The organism is Roseateles sp. GW821-FHT09H10 (genome assembly GCF_059415865.1).
In genome coordinates, this window is the sequence record NZ_JBWKOB010000001.1 from 392,979 (window position 1) to 413,278 (window position 20,300).

Consider the following 20,300-nt stretch of genomic DNA (forward strand, 5'->3'; position numbering starts at 1 on the left):
CTTCCTAGACTGCGGGCTCTTCCGATTGAAAGGCCTGCCATGCGCATCCTGTTCGCCTTGCCTCCCCTGCTGCTGCTGGCCGCCTGCGCATCGGCACCCAAGCCTCCCGAGGTGCCCGTTAACCTGCAACCGCCCGCCGGCCAGACCTTCGTCATGGAGGCCTTGGCCAGCGGCGTGCAGATCTACGACTGCGCCGCCAAGGCCGACGGCAGCGGCCCGGCCTGGGCTTTCCGTGCTCCCGAGGCCGTGCTGGCCGACCCACGCAGCAATCCGATCGGCAAGCATTACGCCGGCCCGACCTGGGAGGCGCCGGACGGCAGCAAGGTCGTCGGCGAAGTGAAGGCCCGCGCGCCCAGCCCCACTCCCGAGACCGCCATCCCGTGGCTGCTGCTGAGTGCCAAGAGCAACAGCGGCAGCGGCGTGTTCGCCAACGTGCGCAGCATCCTGCGCCTGAACACCGGCGGCGGCGTGGAACCGGCCGAGCCCTGCACGACCGAGAAGCGCGGGCAGGTGGCGCGCGTGAACTACACGGCGGTCTACTACTTCTATCGCTAGATCACTGACAGGGCCGTGGCGAGATCGCGCCTCAGATCGTCCGCGGCCTCGATGCCGACGGACAGGCGCACCAGCGAGTCGGTGATGCCCAGCCGCGCCCGCGTCTCGGGCGGGATGGAAGCGTGGGTCATCAGCGCCGGCAGCGAGATCAGGCTCTCGACGCCGCCCAGGCTCTCGGCCAGCGTGAACAGCTCGGTGCGCTGCAGGAAGCGCTTCGCGCCGGCCAGGTCGGTCTTCAGCGCCACGCTGATCATGCCGCCGCCGCCGCGCATCTGGCGTTGGGCCAGCGCATGTTGCGGGTGGCTCTCCAGGCCCGGGTAGAGCACGCGTTCGACCTGGGGCTGTGCACTCAACCACGCGGCCAGCTCGGCGGCGCTGGCGTTGTGCCTCTCCATGCGCAGGGCCAGGGTCTTGAGGCCGCGCAGGGCCAGGAAGCTGTCGAAGGGGCCGGACACCGAACCGACGGCGTTGTGCAGGAACTCCAGCTTCTCGCGCAACCCAGCCTGGCGAGCCTCGCCACCGACAACGGCGATGCCGGCTATGACGTCGCTGTGGCCGTTGAGGTATTTGGTGGCCGAGTGCACGACCAGGTCGAAGCCCAGTTCCAGCGGGCGCTGAGCCCAGGGGCTGGCAAAGGTGTTGTCGGCCACTGCCAGGGCGCCATGCTCGCGGGCGAGCTTGCCTATTGCCGAGAGGTCGCTCAGGCGCAGCAGCGGGTTGCTGGGCGTCTCGATCCAGATCAGCTGCGTGTCCGGCTGCAGGGCCTTGCGCACGGCCTCGCTGTCGCGGCTGTCGACATAGCTGACGCGCAGGCCAGCGCTGTGCTTGCGCACGCGTTCGAACAGGCGGTAAGAGCCGCCATAGAGGTCGTCGCCGGCGACGATGTGGGCGCCAGCGGGCAGCGCGTCCAGCACCGTTGCCATCGCGGCCAGGCCGGACGCGAAGGCAAAGGCCTGGGCACCGCCTTCCAGGTCAGCCACGGCACGCTCCCAGGCCTGGCGGGTCGGGTTGTGGGTGCGGCCGTATTCAAAGCCGGTGTGTTCACCGGGGCCGCTCTGGCGGTAGGTGGAGCTGACCGAGATGGGCGGCATGACGGCGCCCGTCACGGCGTCGGGCGATTGGCCGGCGTGGATGACGCGGGTGTTGAAGTCGAGTGGGTTGCTCATCGCGCGACCTCCTTGCGCAGATGGTTGATGAGGTCGAAGCGGGTGACGAGACCGTGGAATCCAGCGTCGTCGGCAATGACGGCCACCAGGCCGCGGCGCAGCTGCTCGTTCAGCTCGGTGAGCGAGGCGCTCGGCGCCAGCGTGATGACGTCGGTGTTCATGGCGCTCTGCACCAGGGCGCCGAAGGCGGCCGCGTCGGCATGCAGGCGGGCCAGCAGGTCGGACTCGTCCAGCAGGCCGACGAGGCGGCCCTCGTCCAGCACCGGCAGCTGCGACACATCGGCCTGGCGCATGCGCGAGAAGGCCGTCTGCAGCGTGTCGTCCGGGCCGACGAAAACGACGCCGCCGCTGGTCACCGGCCGCGAGATCAGGTCGCGCAGGTCACCCAGGCGCGGGCGCGTGAGCAGGCCCTGGTCGAACATCCAATGGTCGTTGTAGACCTTGGACAGATAGCGCGTGCCGGTGTCGCAGACGAAGGTGACGACGCGCTTCGGGCTCGTCTGTTCGCGGCAGTAGCGCAGGGCCGCGGCCAGCAGCGTGCCGGTGGAAGAGCCGGCCAGGATGCCCTCGGCGCGGTAGAGCTCGCGCGCGGTGGCGAAGCTGTCGGCATCGCTGATGCTGTAGGCGGCGCGCACGGGCTTGAGGTCGGCGATGGGCGGGATGAAGTCCTCACCAATGCCTTCGACGGCCCAGGAGCCGGCATCGCCGAACTTGCCGGTGTCGATGTAGTCCTTCAGGATGGAGCCGACCGGGTCGGCCAGCACCATCTCGATGCCGGGCCGCACGCGCTGGAAGTAGCGCGACAGGCCGGTGATGGTGCCGCCCGAGCCGACGCCGCAGACGATGGCGTCGACGTCATGGCCCATCTGCTGCCAGATCTCCGGCGCCGTCGTCGTCTCATGCGCCAGCGGGTTGGCGGGGTTGTTGAACTGGTCGGCATACCAGGCGCCGGGGATGTCGCGCACCAGGCGGGCAGCCACGTCCTGGTAGTAGGCCGGGTGGCCCTTGCCGACGTCGGAGCGCGTCAGGTGCACGCGCGCGCCGAGAGCCTTCAGCTGCAGCACCTTCTCGGCGGACATCTTGTCCGGCACCACCAACGCCACCTGGTAACCCTTGGCGCGCGCGACGAGGGCCAGGCCCAGGCCCGTGTTGCCTGCGGTGGCCTCGATCACCGTGCCGCCTGGCTTGAGCAGGCCCTGGCGTTCGGCCGTCTCGATCATCGCGAGGCCGATGCGGTCCTTGATGGAGCCGCCCGGGTTCTGGGATTCGAGCTTGAGGAAGAGCTGGCACAGGCCCGTGTCCAGGCGCTGCACGGGCAGCAGGGGCGTGTTGCCGATGAGGTCCAGCACGGCGGGCCGGGCCTCCAGGGGAAGTCGAGCGGTCATGAAAGCAAAAGGCCCGCGGTCGACGCGGGCCGGGCGATTCGAGGACTCGCAGACTACGAAGCCAGGCTTCGCGGGCCAACGCAGTTTTTCGCATGAGCTAACGCGGATTTCGTGCGTCGGCAGCGCAGATGCAAATGCGGAAATCGTCGTTCACGGGCGCTTATGCGATTCCTAGCATGCGGTCACGTTTGATCCCACAAGGAAACCTGATGACTCTCTCGCGCCGCCTGCTGACCCAGGCCCTTATCGCCACAGGCCTGCTGGCTGCCCAGGTCGCCCACGCCGACCAGCTCGACGACATCAAGAAGAAGGGCACGCTTGTCGTCGGCGTGCTCGGCACCGACGAGCCCAACAGCTTCATCGATCCCAAGACGCGCGAGATCATCGGCTACGAGGTGGACCTGGCCCGCGCCATCGCCGCCAGGATCGGCGTCAAGCTGCAGATCAAGCAGCTCGCCGTCGCGGCGCGCATCCCCGAGTTGCAGCAGGGCCATGTCGACCTGCTGGCTGCATCGCTCACCCACAACAAGGAGCGCGAAGCCGTCATCGACTTCTCGCTGACCACCTTCGTCACCGGCCAGAAGGTGCTGGTCAAGGCCGACAGCGGCATCCAGAACCTCGCGGCCCTCTCGGGCAAGAAGGTCGTCACCATCAAGGGCGGCACGCAGGAGCCCAATATCCGCAAGGCCGTGCCGCAGGTTGATGTCGTCACCTTCGATACCGGTCCGCAGGCCTTCCAGGCCCTGCAGCAGGGCAAGGGCGTGGCCTTCGTCAACGATGAGGTCTCGCTGCTGGACCAGCACGCCAAGCTCGGCGCCGCCTCGGCCCAGTACCGCATCCTGGAGCAGAACATCAGCGTCGAGCCGCTGGCCATCGGCATCAAGAAGGGCGAGAAGCGCCTGAAGGCCGAGGTCGACGCGGCGCTGACCGGCCTGGAGAAGGGCGGCGAGGCCGACAAGCTGTTCGTCAAGTGGTACGGCCCGGACACGCGCCTGAAGTTCCCCAAGCGCACCTTCAAGATCAACAGCGACAAGGTGGAAAGCTAAAAGTTCTTGTCGCGCTGATTGCAGCCGCCAGCCTCACGAGGGCCGGCGGCTGTCTTGTTTCTGGAGACCTATGCCCGTCCTGTCCTTCGCGCCCCTCCTTCAGGGCGACTACCTCACCTGGCTGCTGGAAGGCCTGCGCCTGTCCCTGCTGCTGACCGGCCTGACGCTGCTCACCGCGCTGCCCCTGGCCGTCGTCATCGCGCTGCTGCGGCTGTCACCCTGGGCACCGTTGCGCGCGGCCGGTGAAGGCTATGTCGAGGCCGTGCGCTGCGTGCCGCTGCTGGTGCACATGCTGTTCTGGTATTTCGGCGTGCCGGAACTGCTGCCGGCCGGCCTGAAGGAGAAGGTCTATGCCGGCAATATCGAAGTCTTCAGCGCCTGGGCCGCGTTGACGCTGTACACGGCTGCCTATATGTCCGAGGACATCCGCTCCGGCGTGCGCGCCGTGCCAGGGGCGCAACTGGACGCGGCGATGGCCCTGGGCTTCAGCTATCTGGCCGGCATGCGCCTGGTCGTGCTGCCTCAGGCCTTGCGCATCACGCTGCCGCCGCTGCTGTCGCAGACGCTCAACCTCTGGAAGAACACCAGCATCGCCACCGTCATCGGCGCGGCCGAGCTGATGACCCAGGCCCAGCGTGTCGAGTCGGCGAGCTTCCGGGGCTTCGAGACCTTTGCGCTGGTGACGGTGGCCTATCTGTCGGTGTCGCTGGTGCTGACGGGACTGGCGCAGTGGGCCCAGCATGTCGTGTCGCCGCAGGGGGCGCGGCGATGAGCGCCGCGCCGGGCCGCCCCAAGCAAGCTCGCTCCCGCTTGGCGGGACAGGCCGCAGGCCGAAGGGTGCACCCGTGAGCGAACTCATCGACACCTACTGGCTCTACTTCCTCGTCGGCCAGTACCCGCACGGTCCCTTGGGTGGACTGGCGTTGACGGTCATCCTGGCCACGCTGGGCCTGGTGCTGGCCCTGCCGCTGGGCGTGCTGCTGGGCCTGGCCCGTTTCAGCCCGCGCGCCTGGCTGCGCCGGCCGGTGACGGCCTGGGTCTGGGTGGTGCGCGGCACGCCGCTGCTGATGGTGGTGTTCTGGGCCTATTTCTTCCTGCCCACGGTCACCGGCCACAAGACCGACCAGTTCAGCACCATGCTGGTCGCGCTCATCATCTTCGACGCCGCCTATCTGGCCGAGATCGTCCACGCCGGCCTGCAGGCCCTGCCGCGGGGGCAGCTGCAGGCGGCGATGTCCCTGGGCATGACGCGCGGCCAGGCCCTGCGTTCGGTGCTGCTGCCCCAGGCCCTGCGCCACATGCTGCCCTCGCTGATCAACCAATTCGTCGCCACCATCAAGGAGACGTCGCTGGGCACCATCATCGGCCTGTCCGAGCTGAGCTTCATTGCCAACCAGATCAATGCCCAGGTGCTGGTCAAGCCGGTGGAGATCTATCTGACGCTGGCGGGCTGCTACTTCGTCATGTGCTTCGGGCTGACGCGCGTGGCCAAACTGGCCGAACGCCGCCTCTCTGCGGCGTAGTGCATGACCGCGCGACTGCCGCGGAACCGGCTTTGCCGGGCCGCTGGCAGTGCCCCTTGAGGGGCCGGCGCAGCCGGTAGGGGGGCTTACTTGACCCACGTGTTCAGCTGAATGATCGGCAAGAGCACAGCCAACACGATCAGCAGCACGATGGCCCCCATCGCGACGATGAGCAGGGGCTCCAGCAGCGTGGCCGCGGCCATCGAGCGGCGCTGCACCTCGGTGCCGAGCTGGCGCGCCGCGCGGCCCAGCATGTCGGGCAGTTCGCCGGTCTGCTCGCCCAGGCGGGCGAACATGGCCAGGATGCCGGGGAAGCGCTTCTTGCCGGCCAGGGCCAGGCCCAGCGGCGCGCCTTCGCGCACCTGCACCAGGGCGTCCAGAGCGTCGGCCTGCATGGCGCGGTTGGACAGGGTCTCGGCCGCGGCCTGCAGGGCCTTCAGGATGGGCACGCCGGCGCCGGCCAGCATGGCGAGCGTGCCGGCAAAGCGGGCCGCGTTGTAGCCGCGCGCCAGGCGCCCGATCAGGGGCAGGCCGAGGATGCCGGCATCAAAGCGCTGCCGGAAGGCCGGCGCTTTCAGTGCATAGCGCAGGGCCACGGCGCCGGCGATGAGGGCGGCGAGCATGGCCCAGCCCCAGCTGCGCACGAAGTCGCTGACGGCCAGCATGGCCACGGTCAGCGCGGGCAGGGCGCGCTTGGAGCTGGTGAACACGGTCGCGATCTGCGGCACCACATAGGTGACCAGGAAGATGACGATGAGGACGGAGATGAAGGACACGATGGCCGGATAGGCCATGGCGCCGACGAGCTTGGCCTTCAGGTCCTGGCGTTCCTCGAGGTCGTCGGCCAGCTTCTCCAGCACCTGGCCGAGGGCGCCGCTCTGCTCGCCGGCAGCGACGACGCCGCGGTAGACCTCGTCGAACTCGCGCGGCGCCGAGGCCAGCGCGCGCGCGAAGGCCGAGCCGGCATTCACCTCGGCCTTGAGCTGGGAGATCAGCTCGCGCTGCTTGCCGTCCTCGCTCTCATCGGTCAGAGCCGTCAGCGCACGCTCGATGGGCAGGCCGGAGCCGACCAGGCCGGCGAGCTGGCGGGTCCAGACGGCCAGGGCCGTGGGGCTGAAGACGCGGCGCGTGAAGCGGCTGCTCTCCTGGGCGCCGTGCTGCTGCACCTGCTCGATGGACAACGGCGTCAGGCCTTGTGCGCGCACCATGGCGCGCGCGGCGCGCGGGTTGTCGGCCTCGATCAGGCCGCTGCTCTGGCGGCCGGCATCGGTGAGGGCTTCGTATTTGTAGGCCGGCACGGCTTACTCTCGGGTGACCCGGAGGACTTCTTCGAGCGACGTGATGCCCGCGTCGATCAGGCGCTCGCCGTCCTCGCGCATCGAGCGCAGTCCAGTGGCCTCGGCGGCCGCCTGCAACTGGCTCTCGGGAGCGCGGTTGTGGATGAGGTTGCGCACGGCGTCATCGGCCACCATCAGCTCGTAGACGCCGGTGCGGCCCTTGTAGCCGGTGTGGCCGCAGGCGTCGCAGCCGACGGGGTGCCAGCGGCCGTGGTCGTCCTGGCGCTTGCAGACGGGGCACAGCCGCCGCACCAGGCGCTGGGCCAGCACGCCCAGCAGCGATGACGACAGCAGGAAGGGCTCCACCCCCATGTCGGTCAGGCGGGTGACGGCGCTGGGCGCGTCATTGGTGTGCAGGGTGGCCAGCACCAGGTGGCCGGTCAGCGAGGCCTGGATGGCGATCTGCGCGGTCTCGAAGTCGCGGATTTCGCCGATCATGATGACGTCCGGGTCCTGGCGCAGGATGGCGCGCAGGGCCTTGGCAAACGTCAGGTCGATCTTGCTGTTGACCTGGGTCTGGCCGATGCCGGGCAGCTCGTACTCGATCGGATCCTCGACGGTCAGCACATTGGTGGTGCTGGTGTCGACGGTCTGCAGCGAGGCATACAGCGAGGTCGTCTTGCCCGAGCCGGTCGGGCCGGTGACCAGCACGATGCCGTGGGGCTGCTGCACCAGCTTCTTGAAAGCGGTCAGCACATGGCCGTCCATGCCCAGGCCTTCCAGCGTGAACTTGGATTCGCTCTTGTCCAAGAGGCGCAGCACGGCGCGCTCGCCATGGGCCGAGGGCAGGGTGGAGACGCGCACGTCGATGGCGCGGCCGCCGATGCGCAGCGAGATGCGGCCGTCCTGGGGCAGGCGCTTCTCGGCGATGTCGAGCTCGGCCATGATCTTCAGGCGCGAGATCAGGGCCGCATGCAGGCCGCGGTTGGGCTGCACGACCTCGCGCAGCGTGCCGTCGACGCGGAAGCGCACCGACGAGGCGCGCTCATAGGGCTCGATGTGGATGTCGCTGGCGCCGTCCTTGGCCGCTTGCGTGAGCAGCGCGTTCAGCATGCGGATGATGGGCGCGTCGTTGGCGGCCTCGAGCAGGTCTTCCACGGCGGGCAGGTCCTGCATCATGCGCGACAGGTCCACCGCGCTCTCGACCTCGCCGACGACGACGGCCGCGCTGCTCTCGCTGCCGGCATAGGCGGCGTTGATGCGCTCGGCCAGCGAGGGCGAGGCCTCGGACTCGAGGCGGTCCACCGCGTACTGGCGCTGCACCTCGGACAGCGTGGCCCAGCCCACGTCGGGCGGCGCCCACAGCGTCAGCGTGCTGCCGTCGTCCTCCAGCAGCACGGTGTTGGCCTTGGCGAAGGCATAGGGCAGGGGATGGCGGGTCGCAGCCATGGCGCGCTTATTGCGGTGGTGTCTGCTGTTGCTGCGGCTGCAGCGACGGCTGCGGCAGGGCCTTGGCCGGCGCGCTCTTGGGCTCGGGCAGCACCGGTGCGCCGGTGTCGGGCAGCAGCAGCTTCTTTTCGGGCTGGGTGATTTCCTGTGCCGCGCGGATGCTCTGGTAGCGGTCCAGCGTCAGCTCGTTGCTGCTCTGGGCGTTGCGCATGACGACCGGGCGCAGGAAGACCAGCAGATTGGTCTTCACGCGGCGGCGGTTCTCGCTCTTGAACAGGTTGCCCAGCAACGGAATCTTGGACAGGCCCGGCACGCCGTCGCCGCCGTCGGTGTACTCGTCCTTCATCAGGCCGCCCAGCACGATGAGGTCGCCGTCGTCGACGACGACATTGGTTTCGATGGCGCTCTTGTCCAGCGTCGGGCCGTTGGTGCCGGTGCTGCCGGGCACGACGGAGGAGTTCTCCTGGTAGACCACCATGCGTACCGCGCCGCCTTCGCCGATCTGGCTCTTGATCTTCAGCGTCAGGCCGACGTCCTTGCGGTCCACGGTCTGGAAGGGGTTGACGGTGCCGCCCGTGCTGGAGCCCGTGTTGGCATAGGAGCCGGTCACGAAGGGCACGTTCTGGCCGATGACGATGCGGGCCTCCTCGTTGTCCAGCGACACGAGGTTGGGCGTGGACATCACGTTGGCGCCGCTCTGGCTCTCGAAGAAATTGGCCACCGCGCCCAGGGTGTAGAAGCTGCCGAACTTCTTCAGCACGCCGATGTTCAGGCCCTGCGGCGCGGCGCTGGTGCCCAGCGCCGACGTCACGCCGTCCCGGCCGCCGGCCACCGCGCCGGTGGCGTTGATGATGTTGGCGATGCCGGTGCCGAAGTTGGTGCCGGCGCCGGTGATGGTGGAGTCGCCCTTGTTGCCGAACAGGTTCTGCCACTGGATGCCGAACTGGGCCGCCTTGGTGTTGTCGATCTTGACGATCAGCGATTCGACATAGACCTGGGCGCGCCGGCCGTCCAGCTGCTCGATGACGGCGCGCACCTGGCGGTACAGCGGATCGGGCGCCGTGATGATGAGGGAGTTGGTCGACGGATCGGCCTGCACGAAGCCGCCGGTGGACGGGCCGGCCGACTGGCTGAGCGGCGCCGTCGCAGCGGCCGAGCTCATGCCGCCGCTGTTGCTGTTGGCGGCCTGCGGCTGGGCGGCGCCGGCCAGCGTGCCGGCACCGCCGATGCCGGACGAACTGGAGGACGAGCCGCTGCTGTTGCTGTTGCCCGAAGCGGCGGCGCCGAAGGCCGCGCGCAGCACGGTGGCCAGCTTGGTGGCGTCGGCGTTCTTCAGGTAGACGACGCGGATGGTGTTGCCGCCGTCAATGCTGGGCTGGTCGAGCTTGTCGACCATGGAGCGCACGGCGGCCAGGCGGGCCGGGTTGCTGGCGCGCAGGATCAGGCCGTTGGAGCGCGGGTCGACCAGCACGTTGACGGCGCTGCTGGCCTGGCCCGGCACGGCGCCACCGACGGCGGTGCCGCCGTCGGCCAGGCGCTGCACCAGCGGCGCCAGGTCGGCCGCCACGGCATGCTTGAGCGGCACGATCTCGATGTCGCTGGTGCCCGGCGTGTCCATGGCCGCGATGATCTTGGCGATGCGCTGCAGGTTGTCCGCGTAGTCGGTGATGACCAGGCTGTTGTTGCCCGGGTTGGCGTTGATGGTGTTGTTGGGGCTGATCAGCGGGCGCAGCACGGCGACGAGGTTGTTCGCGTTCTCGTGCTGGACGCGGAAGATCTGCGTGAGGATCTGGTCGCCGCGCGCGTTGCTGGTCTCGATGGCCACCGAGCCGGCCTGCAGCTTGGCGTCGGGCTCGGGCAGCACCTTGAGCAGGCCGGCCGTCTCGACGACGGTGAAGCCCAGGCCGCGCAGGGCGGCGAGGTAGTTCAGATAGGCCTCGCGCACCGACACCGGCTGCTCGCTGTAGACCGTGATGCTGCCCTTGACGCGCGGGTCGATGATGATCTGGCGGTCCAGCATGACGCCGATGGCGCGCGTGACGGCCTCGATGTCGGCATTGACGAAGTTCAGCGTGACCGGCGAGCTGGCCTTGACGGCGGGGCCTTTGCCCGAGCCGGGGCGGCCGCGCTGCACGGTGGCGCTGTCGGGCTGGGCCTGCGTGGTGCCGGTGACCAGCAGCGTCGCGCTGATGGCGACGGCAACGGCGTTGCGTGGGAGATTCATGATCATCCGATCGTCAAGACGGAGCGCGCCCCTTGGCGGCGCCCGATGATATTCAGCAGGTTGTTCAGCGCTTCCTCGCGGCCCGGCGCAGCGCCGGCCTCGCCGGTGAAGCGGCTCTTGCCGCCGCTGTTCAGCACGCCGACGCCCGAGAGCTGCAGGGCGCCTTCCAGCGTGGACAGGCGCAGCGTGCTGACGCCGGCGTTGGCCGTGTCGGCCGTCACGGTGAAGCGATAGCTGCCCAGCGGCGCGACCGTGGACACGCGCGAGGACAGGTTGAGCAGGTCCAGCTGCAGCTCGCCGAACTGGCGCCAGCGGCCCTGCACCGATTCCAGGCGCAGCTCGCGCGCCGACAGCCGCAGCGAGCCGCCCAGCTGCAGCGTGTTCCAGGGCGTGCCCAGGCCCGCCATCAGGCCGGCCGGCAGGCGCACCAGCCAGTCGGACTGGTTGTCGACGCTGATGGCCATGCGGCCGAAGCCCGGCTTGATGCCCAGCAGCAGGTCGCCGTTGATGCAGCAGTCCTGGCGTGCGGCGAGCTGCAGGCCCATGCCCTTCACGGCCATGCGCCAGTGCAGGCGGCCGGGCAGGGCCGAGGCGTCGCGGCTGCCGGCACCACCGGTCAGCACGAGGACGCCCGAGCCGTTCCAGATGCTGCCGCGCGTGTCGACGATGAGCAGGTGTTCGTTGGTGGCCGAGGCCAGGGCGCGCGCCAGCCAGCTGGCCGGTGCGAAGACGATGAGGGCAGCGAGGATGCCGATCAGGGCGCCCGCCACGGCCCAGCGCCGCGGCGTGCGGTGGCGCACGGCGCGACCGGCGTAGTTGCCACTGCCGAGCACCGAATCGGACACCTGGATCGTGGTGTGGCCACTTTTATTCCTGAACCAGCCCATCAGCCGCCTCCCAGGCTCAGCACCAGGGTGCCGGAATAGCCCTTGGGGCCACGGGTCAACTGGGCTTCGACGGGACGGGCGCGCGCGGCGGCGCGCACCTCGCCCAGCCAGCCCTGCAGCAGCTCGGGCGCGACGCCATTGAGGCTGACGACGGCGCGGTCGCCGGTCAGATTCAGGCGGGCGGCCGGGCCCAGGTGTTCGACGGAGGCCTTCAGCGCGGCCTGCGCCTGGTCGGGCGGCACCGGCGGCGCGGCGCGCAGGGCCTGGGCCTCCTGGGCCTGGGCCTGCATCTGCTGCAACTGCAGCTCCAGCTTCTCGAGTTCGGCGGGCGCCGTCTTCAAGGTGCGCAGGGCGGGCGCCAGCAGCAGGCTCCAGGCCAGCAGCAGGCCGAGCAGCACGCCAACGGCGCCGACGATGACGCGTTCGCGCTCGCCCAGGGCCTGCCAATGCGCCAGGGCCTGGGCCTTGGCCTGGCCGAGCTGGGCGCCCAGGCCTTCGCCACCGTTGGAATTGAAGCGGGCCATCAGGGGCGTCCTTGGGCGCTGGCGCGGCTGATGGTCAGCTTGCCGTCGCTGGCGTCCAGCTGCCAGCCTTCGCTGCGCAGCTGGTTGCGGAAGTTGTCGATCTGGGGCGGGGCCCAGCCCTGGGCCGACACCGTCAGGCGGCCGGGCTCGAAGGCCAGGGCCTCGGTGGGCGGCCGGTCGGCCGGCCAGGCTGTGGCGGCAGCCGCGAGCAGGGCTTCGAGGTCCTGCTCGCCGACGCTGCCGGCGCTGGCGCGCAGCAGGTCGAGCTGCTTTTGCATCTGCACCGGTGCGTCGAGGATGGCGCGCACCTGGGGGAAGGCACCGGTCAGCGTCGTCGTGACGGCCGCGCGCCTTGCCGCGACTTCGCGACTCTGGTGCCAGGCCCACAGATTGACGCCCAGCAGCTGCACGACGAGCAGGGCGGCGAGGCCGATGCGCACCGGCTGCCAGGGCTTGCGCATGGCCGCGCGGCTGAACAGGCGCAGGGCGCGCACGCCGCGGGCGCGCGGGGCGAGGTCGAACTGGCGCAGGTTCCAGGCGCTGTCGACGATGGCCAGCGCGCGCTGGGACGGCGTCTGCACCGTGACGGTGGTGCCCAGCCAGCGTTCCGCGATGGTGGCCACGGCCGGGGTCGCCGTCCATTGCGCGGCATGCACGACGCCGGGCGGGAAGAACTGGCGCGCCAGCCCGCCCTCCAGGGGCACGGTCGCCACGCCCTCGGTGTTGCTCCAGCGCAGCGCGACGCCGCGGCCCTCCTTGTCGCCATTCGCCTCGAAGAAATGTCCGCGGGCCAGCTCGTCGGGCCAGGCCAGCGGCGCGACGCGGTCGATGAAGACCTGGGCGGCCTCGAGCTGGGCCAGATGGTCGGCCAGCCAGGGGCGCGAGGTGACGGCAACCCAGGCGGTGTCGCCGCCCAGGGCGTCGGGCTCGAGGGCGAAATGCAGGGTGTCGGGGTCGTCGAGCAGGGCCTCCTCGAGCTTGCCGGCCAGGGCCGCGCGCATCTGGCGGCCGGCGCGCGGCAACTCGACGCGGCGCCAGCTGATGTCCGACTCGCTGACGACGGCAATGACGCTCTCCGCCGCCGGCAGGCTGGCCGCCGTGGTGCGGCCTTCGGCCGTGATGTGGCGGCCGTCGGGCGTCAGCACATAGTCGTACTCGCGCGCCGCGTCGGCGCGCGGCAGCTCGGCCGTGGCGGACGCAGCTTTGCCCAGGGCGCGCAGGCGCGTCCGCGGGGGCAGGAACAGCAGCAGGGTGCTCATGGGGAGATCTGGGGGCGGCGCATTCTAGGAGGGGGAGGCGAGCTTCCCGGGGCGGACGCCGCCGCGGCGGTGAAGATCTGTAGCCAGGTTCAACTTCAAGACTTCACCTATCCAGCAGCTGGTTGATGCGTTCACGGGCCAGCACCATCATGTTCAGGCCCTGGCGTTCGATCAGCGAACGCTGCTCGAGCTGGCGTTCCTCCAGCCGCAGGCGGCCGGTGACGACGAAGAAGGACGAATCCACGGAGACGCGGGTTGCCGTCGCCTGCGGCTGCGCGGTGGCGGGCAGATAGGGCATCAGATCGCCCGCGATGTCCTGCAGCGGCTTGACCTTGCGGCCCTGCACCAGGCGTTCGGCGGCGGCCAGGTTCATCGCGTCGAACAGGGCCGCGATGACCTCGCGTGGCGCGGTATTGACATTGACGGGCGTGGCCTTGGGCAGCAGCACGACATAGGGCTGCAGGCGCTTGATGGTCTCGGCGTCGACACCCAGCCAGGTGAGCTGGTCGATGCCGGCGGGTTGCAGCGGGCCGCTGGTGCTGGTGCTGGTCGCCTGGCTGGCCGGCGGTGCCGGCGCCGGCGTGCTCGGCGCGCTGGGGGGGGCCGGGAAAGCGGCGCGCAGCCCGTCGATGATGACGGTGGCCGTGCCCGGCGCTGCATTGACCTGGGTGCAGAGCCGCTCCAGCACGCGCTGCTCCAGCGGGTCCACCTTGGCGCCGCTGAGCAGGGCCTGCAGGTTGTAGCGGCTCTGGGCGTCGTCGATGCTGCCGGACAGGAAGGCCTCGGGTCCGTCATCGCTGGCCGCGCTCTTGTCCGCGGCCAGGAAGGTGGACAGGCGCGCCTCGGCCAAAGGCACGGCCCAGGGCTCGCCGAGGTGGTCGACCTTCTTCTGGCGGTTGGCTTGGGCATCCACCTTCAGGATGAGGCGGGCCCAGTCCAGCGCGCCCGACAGGATCCAGGCGCTCTGGGCGCGCGCACGGTCGGCGGCCTCGATCTGCACGGCCCGGTATTGCTGCCAGACCATGCCGGCGGCCAGGCTGGCGATCAGCGTGACGATGATCATGGCCGTCAGCAGGGCCGCGCCGCGTTGCAGCCGCTTCATCGGACGATGACCTCGAGCTCGCGCATCAAGGTGCCGACCAGGCCGCTGCCTTCGGCGAACTGCATGGCGATGCGCAGGCCTTCGGGCGGCTGGGCCGGTGTCTGGGGATTCACCGGGCCGGCGTTGCTGCCGGTACCGCCGGTGGACTGGCAATTGCTCCAGGCATTGCCCCAATAGCAATAGAACTGCCAGCCGGCCACGCCATCGAAGGCGCGCAGCGCCGGGTTGCGCTCGGCCAGCTGTTGCAGGCCGCGCTGGCGCTGGTCTTCCAGCTCCTGCACGGTGCGCTGCGGCGGACTTTCCCAACGCCACAGGCTGCCCTCGCGCAGGCTCCACACCACCACCTGCAACCCGGTGGGCGCCTGGCGGGTCAGCACGAGGTTGCCACCGTCGAAGGCGATTGGCGGCACGCTGCTGTGGCTGTCCTGCAGGGCCCGCAGATCGACCTCCCATTGCGCCAGCACCGTCTGCAGACGGGCGGTCTGGGCCAGGCGGGCCTGGGCGATCTCGCGGCTTCTCATCAAGGCGTCGATGCCACGCCAGGCCATGGCGGCCATCGTCGCCATGACCACCAGGGCCACGAGGACCTCGACGAGGGTGAAGCCGCGCGCCTTCATGTCTACTGGCCGAGGATGGTGGTCAGGGTCAGCATGGGCCGGCCCTGGTCGTCGGTCACGTCGGCATCGACGCGGCGGAACAGCGGATTGGGCGTCGGGCTGACCTTGAGCTTGCCGCCGTAGCTGCGGCCGAGCTGCTCGCAGGCGAAGGGCGATTCGCCGATGTTGGGGAACTGCTTGGTCACCCGCAGTTCGGTCAACAGGTTCTCGGCGCACCACTGCGCGGCACTGACCTGGGCGAGGCGCTCGGCATTGCTGGTCAGGGCACCGGCGGCCTTGATGCCGGCGCCCAGGGCGATGGCGACGATGACGAGGGCGACGAGGACCTCGATCAGCGTGAAGCCGCGCTGGCCATGACTGGACTTCATTGCGGCGTGACGATGTCGAAGGCGGCGAGGCCGTCGGTGGCCAGCTCGAGGCGCTGGTCGCCCAGCTGCAGCCGCAGCCGCTGGGCCGGGATGATGGGCTCGGGGCCGAGGCGCAGGCCGGGATTGGTGGCGGTGGCGTTCTCGATCAGCACGGCCACCGGCTCGCCCAGCCAGCGTGTCGGCAGCTGGATGGTGCGGGGCAGGCCCTCGAAGCGGAAGTCGTCGCCGGTCTTGAGTCCCTTGGGGATCCAGCGCACGTCCAGGCCCGACGCGCGGCTTTCCGCGCGCGCGGTCTCGAGCAAGGCGGCCAGGCGTTGGGCTTCGCGCTGCAACTGCAGCTCCTGCGGGTCGCGCAGGGCCAGCGTGATGGTGGCGCTGGTGATGGCGATCAAGGCCACCACGACCAGCAGCTCGATGAGCGTGAAGCCGCCTGCCCTGCGGCGCGGCTTACTGCCAGGAGCCAATGTCGGCGTCACGACCCTCGCCGCCGGCGCGGCCGTCGGCGCCAAAGCTGTAGACATCGACTTCGCCCTTCACGCCAGGGTTGGCGAACTGATAGGGATGGCCCCAAGGGTCGTTGGGCAGCTTCTCGAGATAGGGCTTCCAGTTCGGCGGCGGGTTGCCGGCGGTGGGCTTGTGCACGAGGGCGTCCAGGCCCTGCTCGGAACTCGGGTAGCGCTGGTTGTCGAGCTTGTAGAGCTTGAGCGCCTGCATCAGGTTGTTGACGTCGGTGCGGGCGGCGGTGACGCGGGCGTCCTCGGCGCGGTCCAGCACATTGGGCACGACGAGGGCCGCGAGCACGCCGATGATGACGAGCACCACCAGCAGTTCGATCAGCGTGAAGCCGCGGGTGACGGTGCCGGTGAAAGAGGAACGACGCATGTCTGGGAGCGTGGAAGCGCTGGGCAGCGGTGAGCGGACCATCATAATGGGCCATGCTTGCTCGAACGATGGCGTTTACGGTGTGGCTGCTGCTGGGCGGCTCGGTGGCTTACTGGAGCCTTCAACTGCTGGCGCGGCCGCTGCCCATGCCGGCGTCCGTGCTGCCGGCCGGTGAGGCGCGCGGCGGCGCGGTCGACCTGAGCCGGCTGCTCGGCATCACGGCGGCCGAGACGGTGCCCGAGCCCGAGGTCGCGGTGTCGACGCGGCTGCGCCTGCTCGGCGTCGTGGCGCCCAAGAATGCCAAGGCCGCCGAAGCCGGCGAAGGTGTTGCGCTGATCGAGGTGGATGGCGTGGCGCGCACGGTGCGCGTCGGCGCGCCCGTCGACGGCGAATTGCATCTGCTGCGCGTGGATGTGCGCAGCGCCAGCCTCGGCCGGCTCGGCCAGGCGCCCAGCCAGGTCCTCCAGATCAGCTCGCCGGCCGCGGCGGCAACCGGGGCGTTGCAGCCGGCCGCGCCTTCGCCTGTGGTGCTGGGCGGCAATCCGAATCCGCCGCCGCCCGATGCCCAGGGCCTGCCGCTGCGCGCCAATGTGCCGCCGCCCGGTGCCATGCCGCAGCAGGCCGCGCCGCCGACGCGCACCGAGGAACGCCAGCGCTGAGACGCCGGTTTCAGGCGCCCAGCGTCGGCACGTGGGTGCCGGGTTCGGGGCGCGACGCGAGGCGGGCCTCCGCGACCTCGTGCAGATCGGTCAGCAGGGCCGCCGCCGCGCGGATCATGGGCCAGGCCAGTGCCGCACCGGTGCCGTCGGCGCTGTCCATGCCCAGTTCCAGCAAGGCCGACGCGTGGAACAGGGCCAGGGCCTCGTCCAGGCCGCGGTGCACATGGCTGCGGCAGAACACCGCGTAGTCGGTGACGGGCGCGCAGATCAGCGAGGCGAGCTTGAGGGCCGCGCACGCGGCGATGCCGTCCACGATGATGAGGCTGCGCTTGCTGGCCGCGACCAGCATGGCGCCGACCATGACGGCGATCTCGTGGCCGCCAAAGGCCGCGAGGATGTCCATGGGGTCCTTGGCATCGCGGTGGCGGGCCAGGGCGCCCTGCAGCACGTCGAGCAGGTGGACGAGATCGTCCTGGCGCATGGTCGGGCCGGAGACGATGAAGTCGCGCACCGACTGGTCGGACAGGCGGGCCAGGATGAGGGCGGCACATTCCGCCGAGCCCTGGCCCATGGCGGCGCAGGCCAGCACATTGCCGGGCAGGTTGTCGGCGATCTCCATGCCGACGCGCACGCCGGCATGGGCTTGCTCGACGCTCATCGCGTGGGCGGTGCGGGCGTTGCGTGTGCCATGGGACACCTTGCGCGCCAGCAGCCGGGCATGGGGCGGCAGGTTTTCGGCGACACCGCAATCGACGACAGTCAGGTGCAGGCCCTGCAGGCGGGCAAAGACCGACACCGGCAACTGGGCATGCAGGGCCATCTGGACCTGGTCCTTGGTGGCGCGGCCCCATTGGGCACCGACGCCATCGACGACGATGCCGTGGTCGGAGGCGAACAGGCCGAGCACCGGGTCGCGGAAGCGCGGTGTCAGGCTGTTTTGCACAAGTCCGAGGCGTACGGCCAGCGGTTCCAGCTCGCCGAGGCCGCCGGCAATGGCCGAACGGCGGTCGACGCGGTCGCGCAGGGCTTTTTCCAGCTCTGGGTTGGCGGTGGGGGAGATCAGCGACTGTTGGGCAACGGTCATGGCGCAGGCGTTGTCAGACCCCGCATTTCAACTCAACCGAGGAACAAGCGATAGGCCGGATTGCCGGTTTCGTCCTCGAAAGGGTAGTTCAGGCCGTCAAGAAACTCGCGCAATGCGCCGGCATCGCCCTTGGGCACCTGGATGCCGACGAGGATGCGGCCGTGGTCCGCGCCCTGGTTGCGGTAGTGGAAGAGGCTGATGTTCCAGTCCGGGTGCATGCTGGACAGGAAGCGCATCAGCGCGCCCGGCCGCTCGGGGAAGACGAAGCGGTAGAGGCGCTCGTGGCGCGCCAGCTCGCTGCGGCCGCCCACCATGTGGCGGACATGCTGCTTGGCCAACTCGTCGTTGGTCAGGTCCAGCGTTTCAAATCCGGCCTTGCTGAAGGTGCGGGCCAGCTTGGCGGCCTCGTCGGGCTTGCTGATGGCGATGCCGACGAAGATGTGGGCGACGTCCGAGTCGGCGATGCGGTAGTTGAACTCGGTGACGCTGCGCGGACCGAGCAGCTCGCAGAAGCGCTTGAAGCTGCCGCGCGCCTCGGGGATGGTGACGGCGAACAGGGCTTCGCGGTGTTCGCCGACCTCGGCCCGCTCGGCGACGAAGCGCAGGCGGTCGAAGTTCATGTTGGCGCCGCAGGTGATGGACACCAGGGTCTGGCCCTTGGCGCCGGTGTTGGCGACGTACTGCTTGACGGCGGCGACGCTCATGGCGCCCGAAGGCTCGAGGATGGAGCGGGTGTCCTCGAAGACGTCCTTGATGGCGGCGCAGACGGCGTCGGTGTCGACGACGATGTAGTCGTCGACCAGCTCGCGGGCGATGCGGAAGGTCTCCTCGCCGACCAGCTTGACGGCGGTGCCGTCGGCAAAGAGGCCGACATCATTCAGCGTCACGCGCTTGCCGGCCTTGACCGAGCGCAGCATGGCGTCGGAGTCGGTGGTCTGCACGCCGATGATCTTGATCTCGGGGCGCAGGGCCTTGACGTAGGCAGCGACGCCCGAGATCAGGCCGCCGCCGCCGATGGCGACGAAGATGGCGTCGATGGGGCCGGGGTGCTGGCGCAGCAGTTCCATGGCGATCGTGCCCTGGCCGGCGATGACGTCGGGGTCGTCGAAGGGGTGGACGAAGGTCAGGTCTTGCGCGCTTTCCAATTCCTTGGCGTGGCCGTAGGCGTCGGTGAAGCTCTCGCCGAACAGCACGACCTCGCCGCCCAGCGCCTTGACCGCCTCGACCTTGACCTGGGGCGTGGTCACCGGCATCACGATGACAGCGCGGCAGCCGAGCTTCTTGGCCGACAGGGCCACGCCCTGGGCGTGATTGCCAGCCGAGGCGCAGATGACGCCGGCGGCGCGCTGCTCGGCGGACAGATGCGCCATCTTGTTGTAGGCGCCGCGCAGCTTGAAGCTGAACACGTCCTGTTCGTCCTCGCGCTTGAGCCAGACCTTGTTGGACAGGCGCTTGGAGAGCTTGATGGCGGCGTGGAGATGGGTCTCGCGGGCGACTTCGTAGACCCGGGCGTTCAGAATTCGCTGCAGATAGCTGCTGCCGGGCGGCAGCATCGCGGGCACCTGGGGCGTCACCTTCTTCGAGGCGGACGGGCGGCGTCGCGAAGGCGAGCTCATCGGGTCTCCAAACAGTCTTGTTGCGGCGCCGCATGATAGGGGGAACCCTTCACGCGGCGCCGCTGTCTGCCTTCGGCGAAAAAAAACCCGAGCTCTTGCAAGCTCGGGTTGAATCCACCATGGAGGCGGTGGAGGAGACAATCGGTGCGAAAACGTTTTCGCTTGGGTGGCAGTTTAGCGCCGAGTTATGCTGCGCTGCAATATTTTTCGTGAACGAATTGGAGCTTTGACTCTAGATGAGCATGGAATGCACGGTGAGTTGGCTGGGCCCTGAAGGCCCGAGCGGCATGAGCTTTGTGGCCGAGACTGGCAGCGGTCATGTGCTGTCCATGGACGGCGCGCCCGACGGCGGTGGCCGCAACCTGGCACCGAGGCCGATGGAAACCGTGCTTGCGGGCACCGGCGGCTGCACGGCCTATGACGTGGTGCTCATCCTGAAGCGCGGCCGCCATGACGTGCGCGGCTGCAAGGTCACGCTGAAGGCGGAGCGCGCCACCAGCGATCCCAAGGTCTTCACGGCCATCCATTTCCACTTCGTCGTCAGCGGCAGAGCGCTCAAGCCCGAGATCGTCGAGCGCGCCGTGGCGCTGTCGCACGAGAAGTACTGTTCGGCGACGGCCATGCTGGCCAAGACCTCGGCCATCAGCACGTCCTTCGAGATCGCTGAAGTCTGAGCC

Annotated in this window: 21 protein-coding genes; 6 read left to right on the top strand and 15 right to left on the bottom strand. The window is 69.5% G+C overall.

Annotated elements, in window-relative coordinates:
* The first annotated feature begins 39 nt into the window (after nt 1-39).
* Entirely contained in the window at nt 40-555 is a 516-nt protein-coding gene (locus tag AC07OY_RS01720) for a DUF3455 domain-containing protein (RefSeq protein ID WP_495040800.1), read from the top strand.
* Here AC07OY_RS01720 and AC07OY_RS01725 read toward each other — a convergent pair.
* Both AC07OY_RS01725 and AC07OY_RS01730 read right to left on the bottom strand, forming a co-directional pair.
* Entirely contained in the window at nt 552-1,721 is a 1,170-nt protein-coding gene (locus AC07OY_RS01725; RefSeq protein ID WP_495040801.1) for a trans-sulfuration enzyme family protein, read from the bottom strand. The genes AC07OY_RS01720 and AC07OY_RS01725 overlap by 4 nt on opposite strands.
* The gene (locus tag AC07OY_RS01730) at nt 1,718-3,106 is read right to left on the bottom strand and encodes a pyridoxal-phosphate dependent enzyme (RefSeq protein ID WP_495040802.1); all 1,389 of its coding nucleotides are present in this window, start codon (nt 3,104-3,106) and stop codon (nt 1,718-1,720) included. The genes AC07OY_RS01725 and AC07OY_RS01730 overlap by 4 nt, the downstream gene beginning before the upstream one ends.
* A gap of 209 nt (nt 3,107-3,315) precedes the next feature.
* On the opposite strand from AC07OY_RS01730, the gene AC07OY_RS01735 reads away from it, so the two are divergent.
* The 3 genes from AC07OY_RS01735 (at nt 3,316) to AC07OY_RS01745 (ending at nt 5,675) form a co-directional block, all read left to right on the top strand.
* The gene (locus AC07OY_RS01735; RefSeq protein WP_495040803.1) at nt 3,316-4,152 is read left to right on the top strand and encodes an ABC transporter substrate-binding protein; all 837 of its coding nucleotides are present in this window, start codon (nt 3,316-3,318) and stop codon (nt 4,150-4,152) included.
* Between the two features lie 70 nt (nt 4,153-4,222).
* Nucleotides 4,223-4,924 carry an amino acid ABC transporter permease gene (locus AC07OY_RS01740; protein WP_495040804.1) on the top strand — a complete coding sequence of 234 codons (702 nt, stop codon included), beginning with the start codon at nt 4,223-4,225 and terminating at the stop codon, nt 4,922-4,924.
* Nucleotides 4,925-4,997: 73 nt separating this feature from the next.
* Complete coding sequence (locus tag AC07OY_RS01745; RefSeq protein WP_495040805.1) at nt 4,998-5,675, top strand: amino acid ABC transporter permease; 678 nt, start codon at nt 4,998-5,000, stop codon at nt 5,673-5,675.
* A gap of 86 nt (nt 5,676-5,761) precedes the next feature.
* Here the strand turns inward: AC07OY_RS01745 and gspF are convergent, their stop codons facing one another.
* From gspF to gspG, 11 genes are all read right to left on the bottom strand, one after another.
* The gene (gene gspF, locus AC07OY_RS01750) at nt 5,762-6,973 is read right to left on the bottom strand and encodes a type II secretion system inner membrane protein GspF (RefSeq protein WP_495040806.1); all 1,212 of its coding nucleotides are present in this window, start codon (nt 6,971-6,973) and stop codon (nt 5,762-5,764) included.
* Between the two features lie 3 nt (nt 6,974-6,976).
* Entirely contained in the window at nt 6,977-8,401 is a 1,425-nt protein-coding gene (gene gspE, locus AC07OY_RS01755) for a type II secretion system ATPase GspE (RefSeq protein ID WP_495040807.1), read from the bottom strand.
* A 7-nt stretch (nt 8,402-8,408) separates the two neighbouring features.
* Nucleotides 8,409-10,625 carry a type II secretion system secretin GspD gene (gene gspD, locus AC07OY_RS01760; RefSeq protein WP_495040808.1) on the bottom strand — a complete coding sequence of 739 codons (2,217 nt, stop codon included), beginning with the start codon at nt 10,623-10,625 and terminating at the stop codon, nt 8,409-8,411.
* Between the two features lie 2 nt (nt 10,626-10,627).
* Nucleotides 10,628-11,512 carry a type II secretion system protein N gene (gene gspN / locus AC07OY_RS01765; RefSeq protein ID WP_495040809.1) on the bottom strand — a complete coding sequence of 295 codons (885 nt, stop codon included), beginning with the start codon at nt 11,510-11,512 and terminating at the stop codon, nt 10,628-10,630.
* Nucleotides 11,512-12,036, bottom strand: coding sequence for a type II secretion system protein M (locus AC07OY_RS01770; RefSeq protein ID WP_495040810.1), 525 nt, complete (start codon nt 12,034-12,036; stop codon nt 11,512-11,514). Before AC07OY_RS01770 ends, gspN begins: the two co-directional genes overlap by 1 nt.
* A complete protein-coding gene (gene gspL / locus AC07OY_RS01775) occupies nt 12,036-13,295 on the bottom strand; it encodes a type II secretion system protein GspL (protein ID WP_495040811.1) in 1,260 nt (419 codons plus the stop codon). Before gspL ends, AC07OY_RS01770 begins: the two co-directional genes overlap by 1 nt.
* Before the next feature lie 103 nt (nt 13,296-13,398).
* On the bottom strand, nt 13,399-14,397 hold the full coding sequence (gene gspK, locus AC07OY_RS01780; RefSeq protein ID WP_495040812.1) for a type II secretion system minor pseudopilin GspK: 999 nt from the start codon (nt 14,395-14,397) through the stop codon (nt 13,399-13,401).
* Nucleotides 14,394-15,014, bottom strand: coding sequence for a PulJ/GspJ family protein (locus tag AC07OY_RS01785; protein WP_495040813.1), 621 nt, complete (start codon nt 15,012-15,014; stop codon nt 14,394-14,396). The genes gspK and AC07OY_RS01785 overlap by 4 nt, the downstream gene beginning before the upstream one ends.
* 2 nt (nt 15,015-15,016) lie before the next feature.
* Complete coding sequence (gspI, locus tag AC07OY_RS01790; RefSeq protein ID WP_495040814.1) at nt 15,017-15,382, bottom strand: type II secretion system minor pseudopilin GspI; 366 nt, start codon at nt 15,380-15,382, stop codon at nt 15,017-15,019.
* Nucleotides 15,379-15,846 (bottom strand): prepilin-type N-terminal cleavage/methylation domain-containing protein, encoded by a 468-nt coding sequence (locus AC07OY_RS01795; protein ID WP_495040815.1) that lies wholly within the window; start codon nt 15,844-15,846, stop codon nt 15,379-15,381. The genes gspI and AC07OY_RS01795 overlap by 4 nt, the downstream gene beginning before the upstream one ends.
* Nucleotides 15,830-16,264: a type II secretion system major pseudopilin GspG gene (gene gspG / locus AC07OY_RS01800; RefSeq protein ID WP_495040816.1), complete on the bottom strand. Its 435-nt coding sequence runs from the start codon at nt 16,262-16,264 to the stop codon at nt 15,830-15,832. Before gspG ends, AC07OY_RS01795 begins: the two co-directional genes overlap by 17 nt.
* 53 nt (nt 16,265-16,317) lie before the next feature.
* Here gspG and AC07OY_RS01805 point away from each other — a divergent pair, with 53 nt between their 5' ends.
* Entirely contained in the window at nt 16,318-16,923 is a 606-nt protein-coding gene (locus AC07OY_RS01805) for a hypothetical protein (RefSeq protein ID WP_495040817.1), read from the top strand.
* Between the two features lie 10 nt (nt 16,924-16,933).
* Here AC07OY_RS01805 and AC07OY_RS01810 read toward each other — a convergent pair whose 3' ends face one another.
* Complete coding sequence (locus tag AC07OY_RS01810) at nt 16,934-18,007, bottom strand: nicotinate-nucleotide--dimethylbenzimidazole phosphoribosyltransferase (protein ID WP_495040818.1); 1,074 nt, start codon at nt 18,005-18,007, stop codon at nt 16,934-16,936.
* Nucleotides 18,008-18,039: 32 nt separating this feature from the next.
* On the bottom strand, nt 18,040-19,560 hold the full coding sequence (gene ilvA / locus AC07OY_RS01815; protein WP_495041958.1) for a threonine ammonia-lyase, biosynthetic: 1,521 nt from the start codon (nt 19,558-19,560) through the stop codon (nt 18,040-18,042).
* A 305-nt stretch (nt 19,561-19,865) separates the two neighbouring features.
* Between ilvA and AC07OY_RS01820 the strand changes: the two genes are divergently transcribed.
* Nucleotides 19,866-20,297 carry an OsmC family protein gene (locus AC07OY_RS01820; RefSeq protein WP_495041959.1) on the top strand — a complete coding sequence of 144 codons (432 nt, stop codon included), beginning with the start codon at nt 19,866-19,868 and terminating at the stop codon, nt 20,295-20,297.
* Nucleotides 20,298-20,300: the final 3 nt, after the last annotated feature.

Excerpts from the sequence above, each read along its gene's own strand:
- AC07OY_RS01720 (WP_495040800.1), top strand. The coding sequence starts at position 40 with ATGCGCATCCTGTTCGCCTTGCCTCCCCTGCTGCTGCTGGCCGCCTGC.
- AC07OY_RS01810 (WP_495040818.1), bottom strand. The coding sequence starts at position 18,007 with ATGACCGTTGCCCAACAGTCGCTGATCTCCCCCACCGCCAACCCAGAG.
- AC07OY_RS01730 (WP_495040802.1), bottom strand. The coding sequence starts at position 3,106 with ATGACCGCTCGACTTCCCCTGGAGGCCCGGCCCGCCGTGCTGGACCTC.
- AC07OY_RS01770 (WP_495040810.1), bottom strand. The coding sequence starts at position 12,036 with ATGGCCCGCTTCAATTCCAACGGTGGCGAAGGCCTGGGCGCCCAGCTC.
- ilvA (WP_495041958.1), bottom strand. The coding sequence starts at position 19,560 with ATGCTGCCGCCCGGCAGCAGCTATCTGCAGCGAATTCTGAACGCCCGG.
- gspI (WP_495040814.1), bottom strand. The coding sequence starts at position 15,382 with ATGAAGTCCAGTCATGGCCAGCGCGGCTTCACGCTGATCGAGGTCCTC.
- AC07OY_RS01805 (WP_495040817.1), top strand. The coding sequence starts at position 16,318 with ATGCTTGCTCGAACGATGGCGTTTACGGTGTGGCTGCTGCTGGGCGGC.
- gspD (WP_495040808.1), bottom strand. The coding sequence starts at position 10,625 with ATGAATCTCCCACGCAACGCCGTTGCCGTCGCCATCAGCGCGACGCTG.
- gspE (WP_495040807.1), bottom strand. The coding sequence starts at position 8,401 with ATGGCTGCGACCCGCCATCCCCTGCCCTATGCCTTCGCCAAGGCCAAC.
- AC07OY_RS01735 (WP_495040803.1), top strand. The coding sequence starts at position 3,316 with ATGACTCTCTCGCGCCGCCTGCTGACCCAGGCCCTTATCGCCACAGGC.
- AC07OY_RS01740 (WP_495040804.1), top strand. The coding sequence starts at position 4,223 with ATGCCCGTCCTGTCCTTCGCGCCCCTCCTTCAGGGCGACTACCTCACC.
- gspL (WP_495040811.1), bottom strand. The coding sequence starts at position 13,295 with ATGAGCACCCTGCTGCTGTTCCTGCCCCCGCGGACGCGCCTGCGCGCC.
- AC07OY_RS01725 (WP_495040801.1), bottom strand. The coding sequence starts at position 1,721 with ATGAGCAACCCACTCGACTTCAACACCCGCGTCATCCACGCCGGCCAA.
- AC07OY_RS01820 (WP_495041959.1), top strand. The coding sequence starts at position 19,866 with ATGGAATGCACGGTGAGTTGGCTGGGCCCTGAAGGCCCGAGCGGCATG.
- gspG (WP_495040816.1), bottom strand. The coding sequence starts at position 16,264 with ATGCGTCGTTCCTCTTTCACCGGCACCGTCACCCGCGGCTTCACGCTG.
- gspK (WP_495040812.1), bottom strand. The coding sequence starts at position 14,397 with ATGAAGCGGCTGCAACGCGGCGCGGCCCTGCTGACGGCCATGATCATC.
- AC07OY_RS01785 (WP_495040813.1), bottom strand. The coding sequence starts at position 15,014 with ATGAAGGCGCGCGGCTTCACCCTCGTCGAGGTCCTCGTGGCCCTGGTG.
- gspN (WP_495040809.1), bottom strand. The coding sequence starts at position 11,512 with ATGGGCTGGTTCAGGAATAAAAGTGGCCACACCACGATCCAGGTGTCC.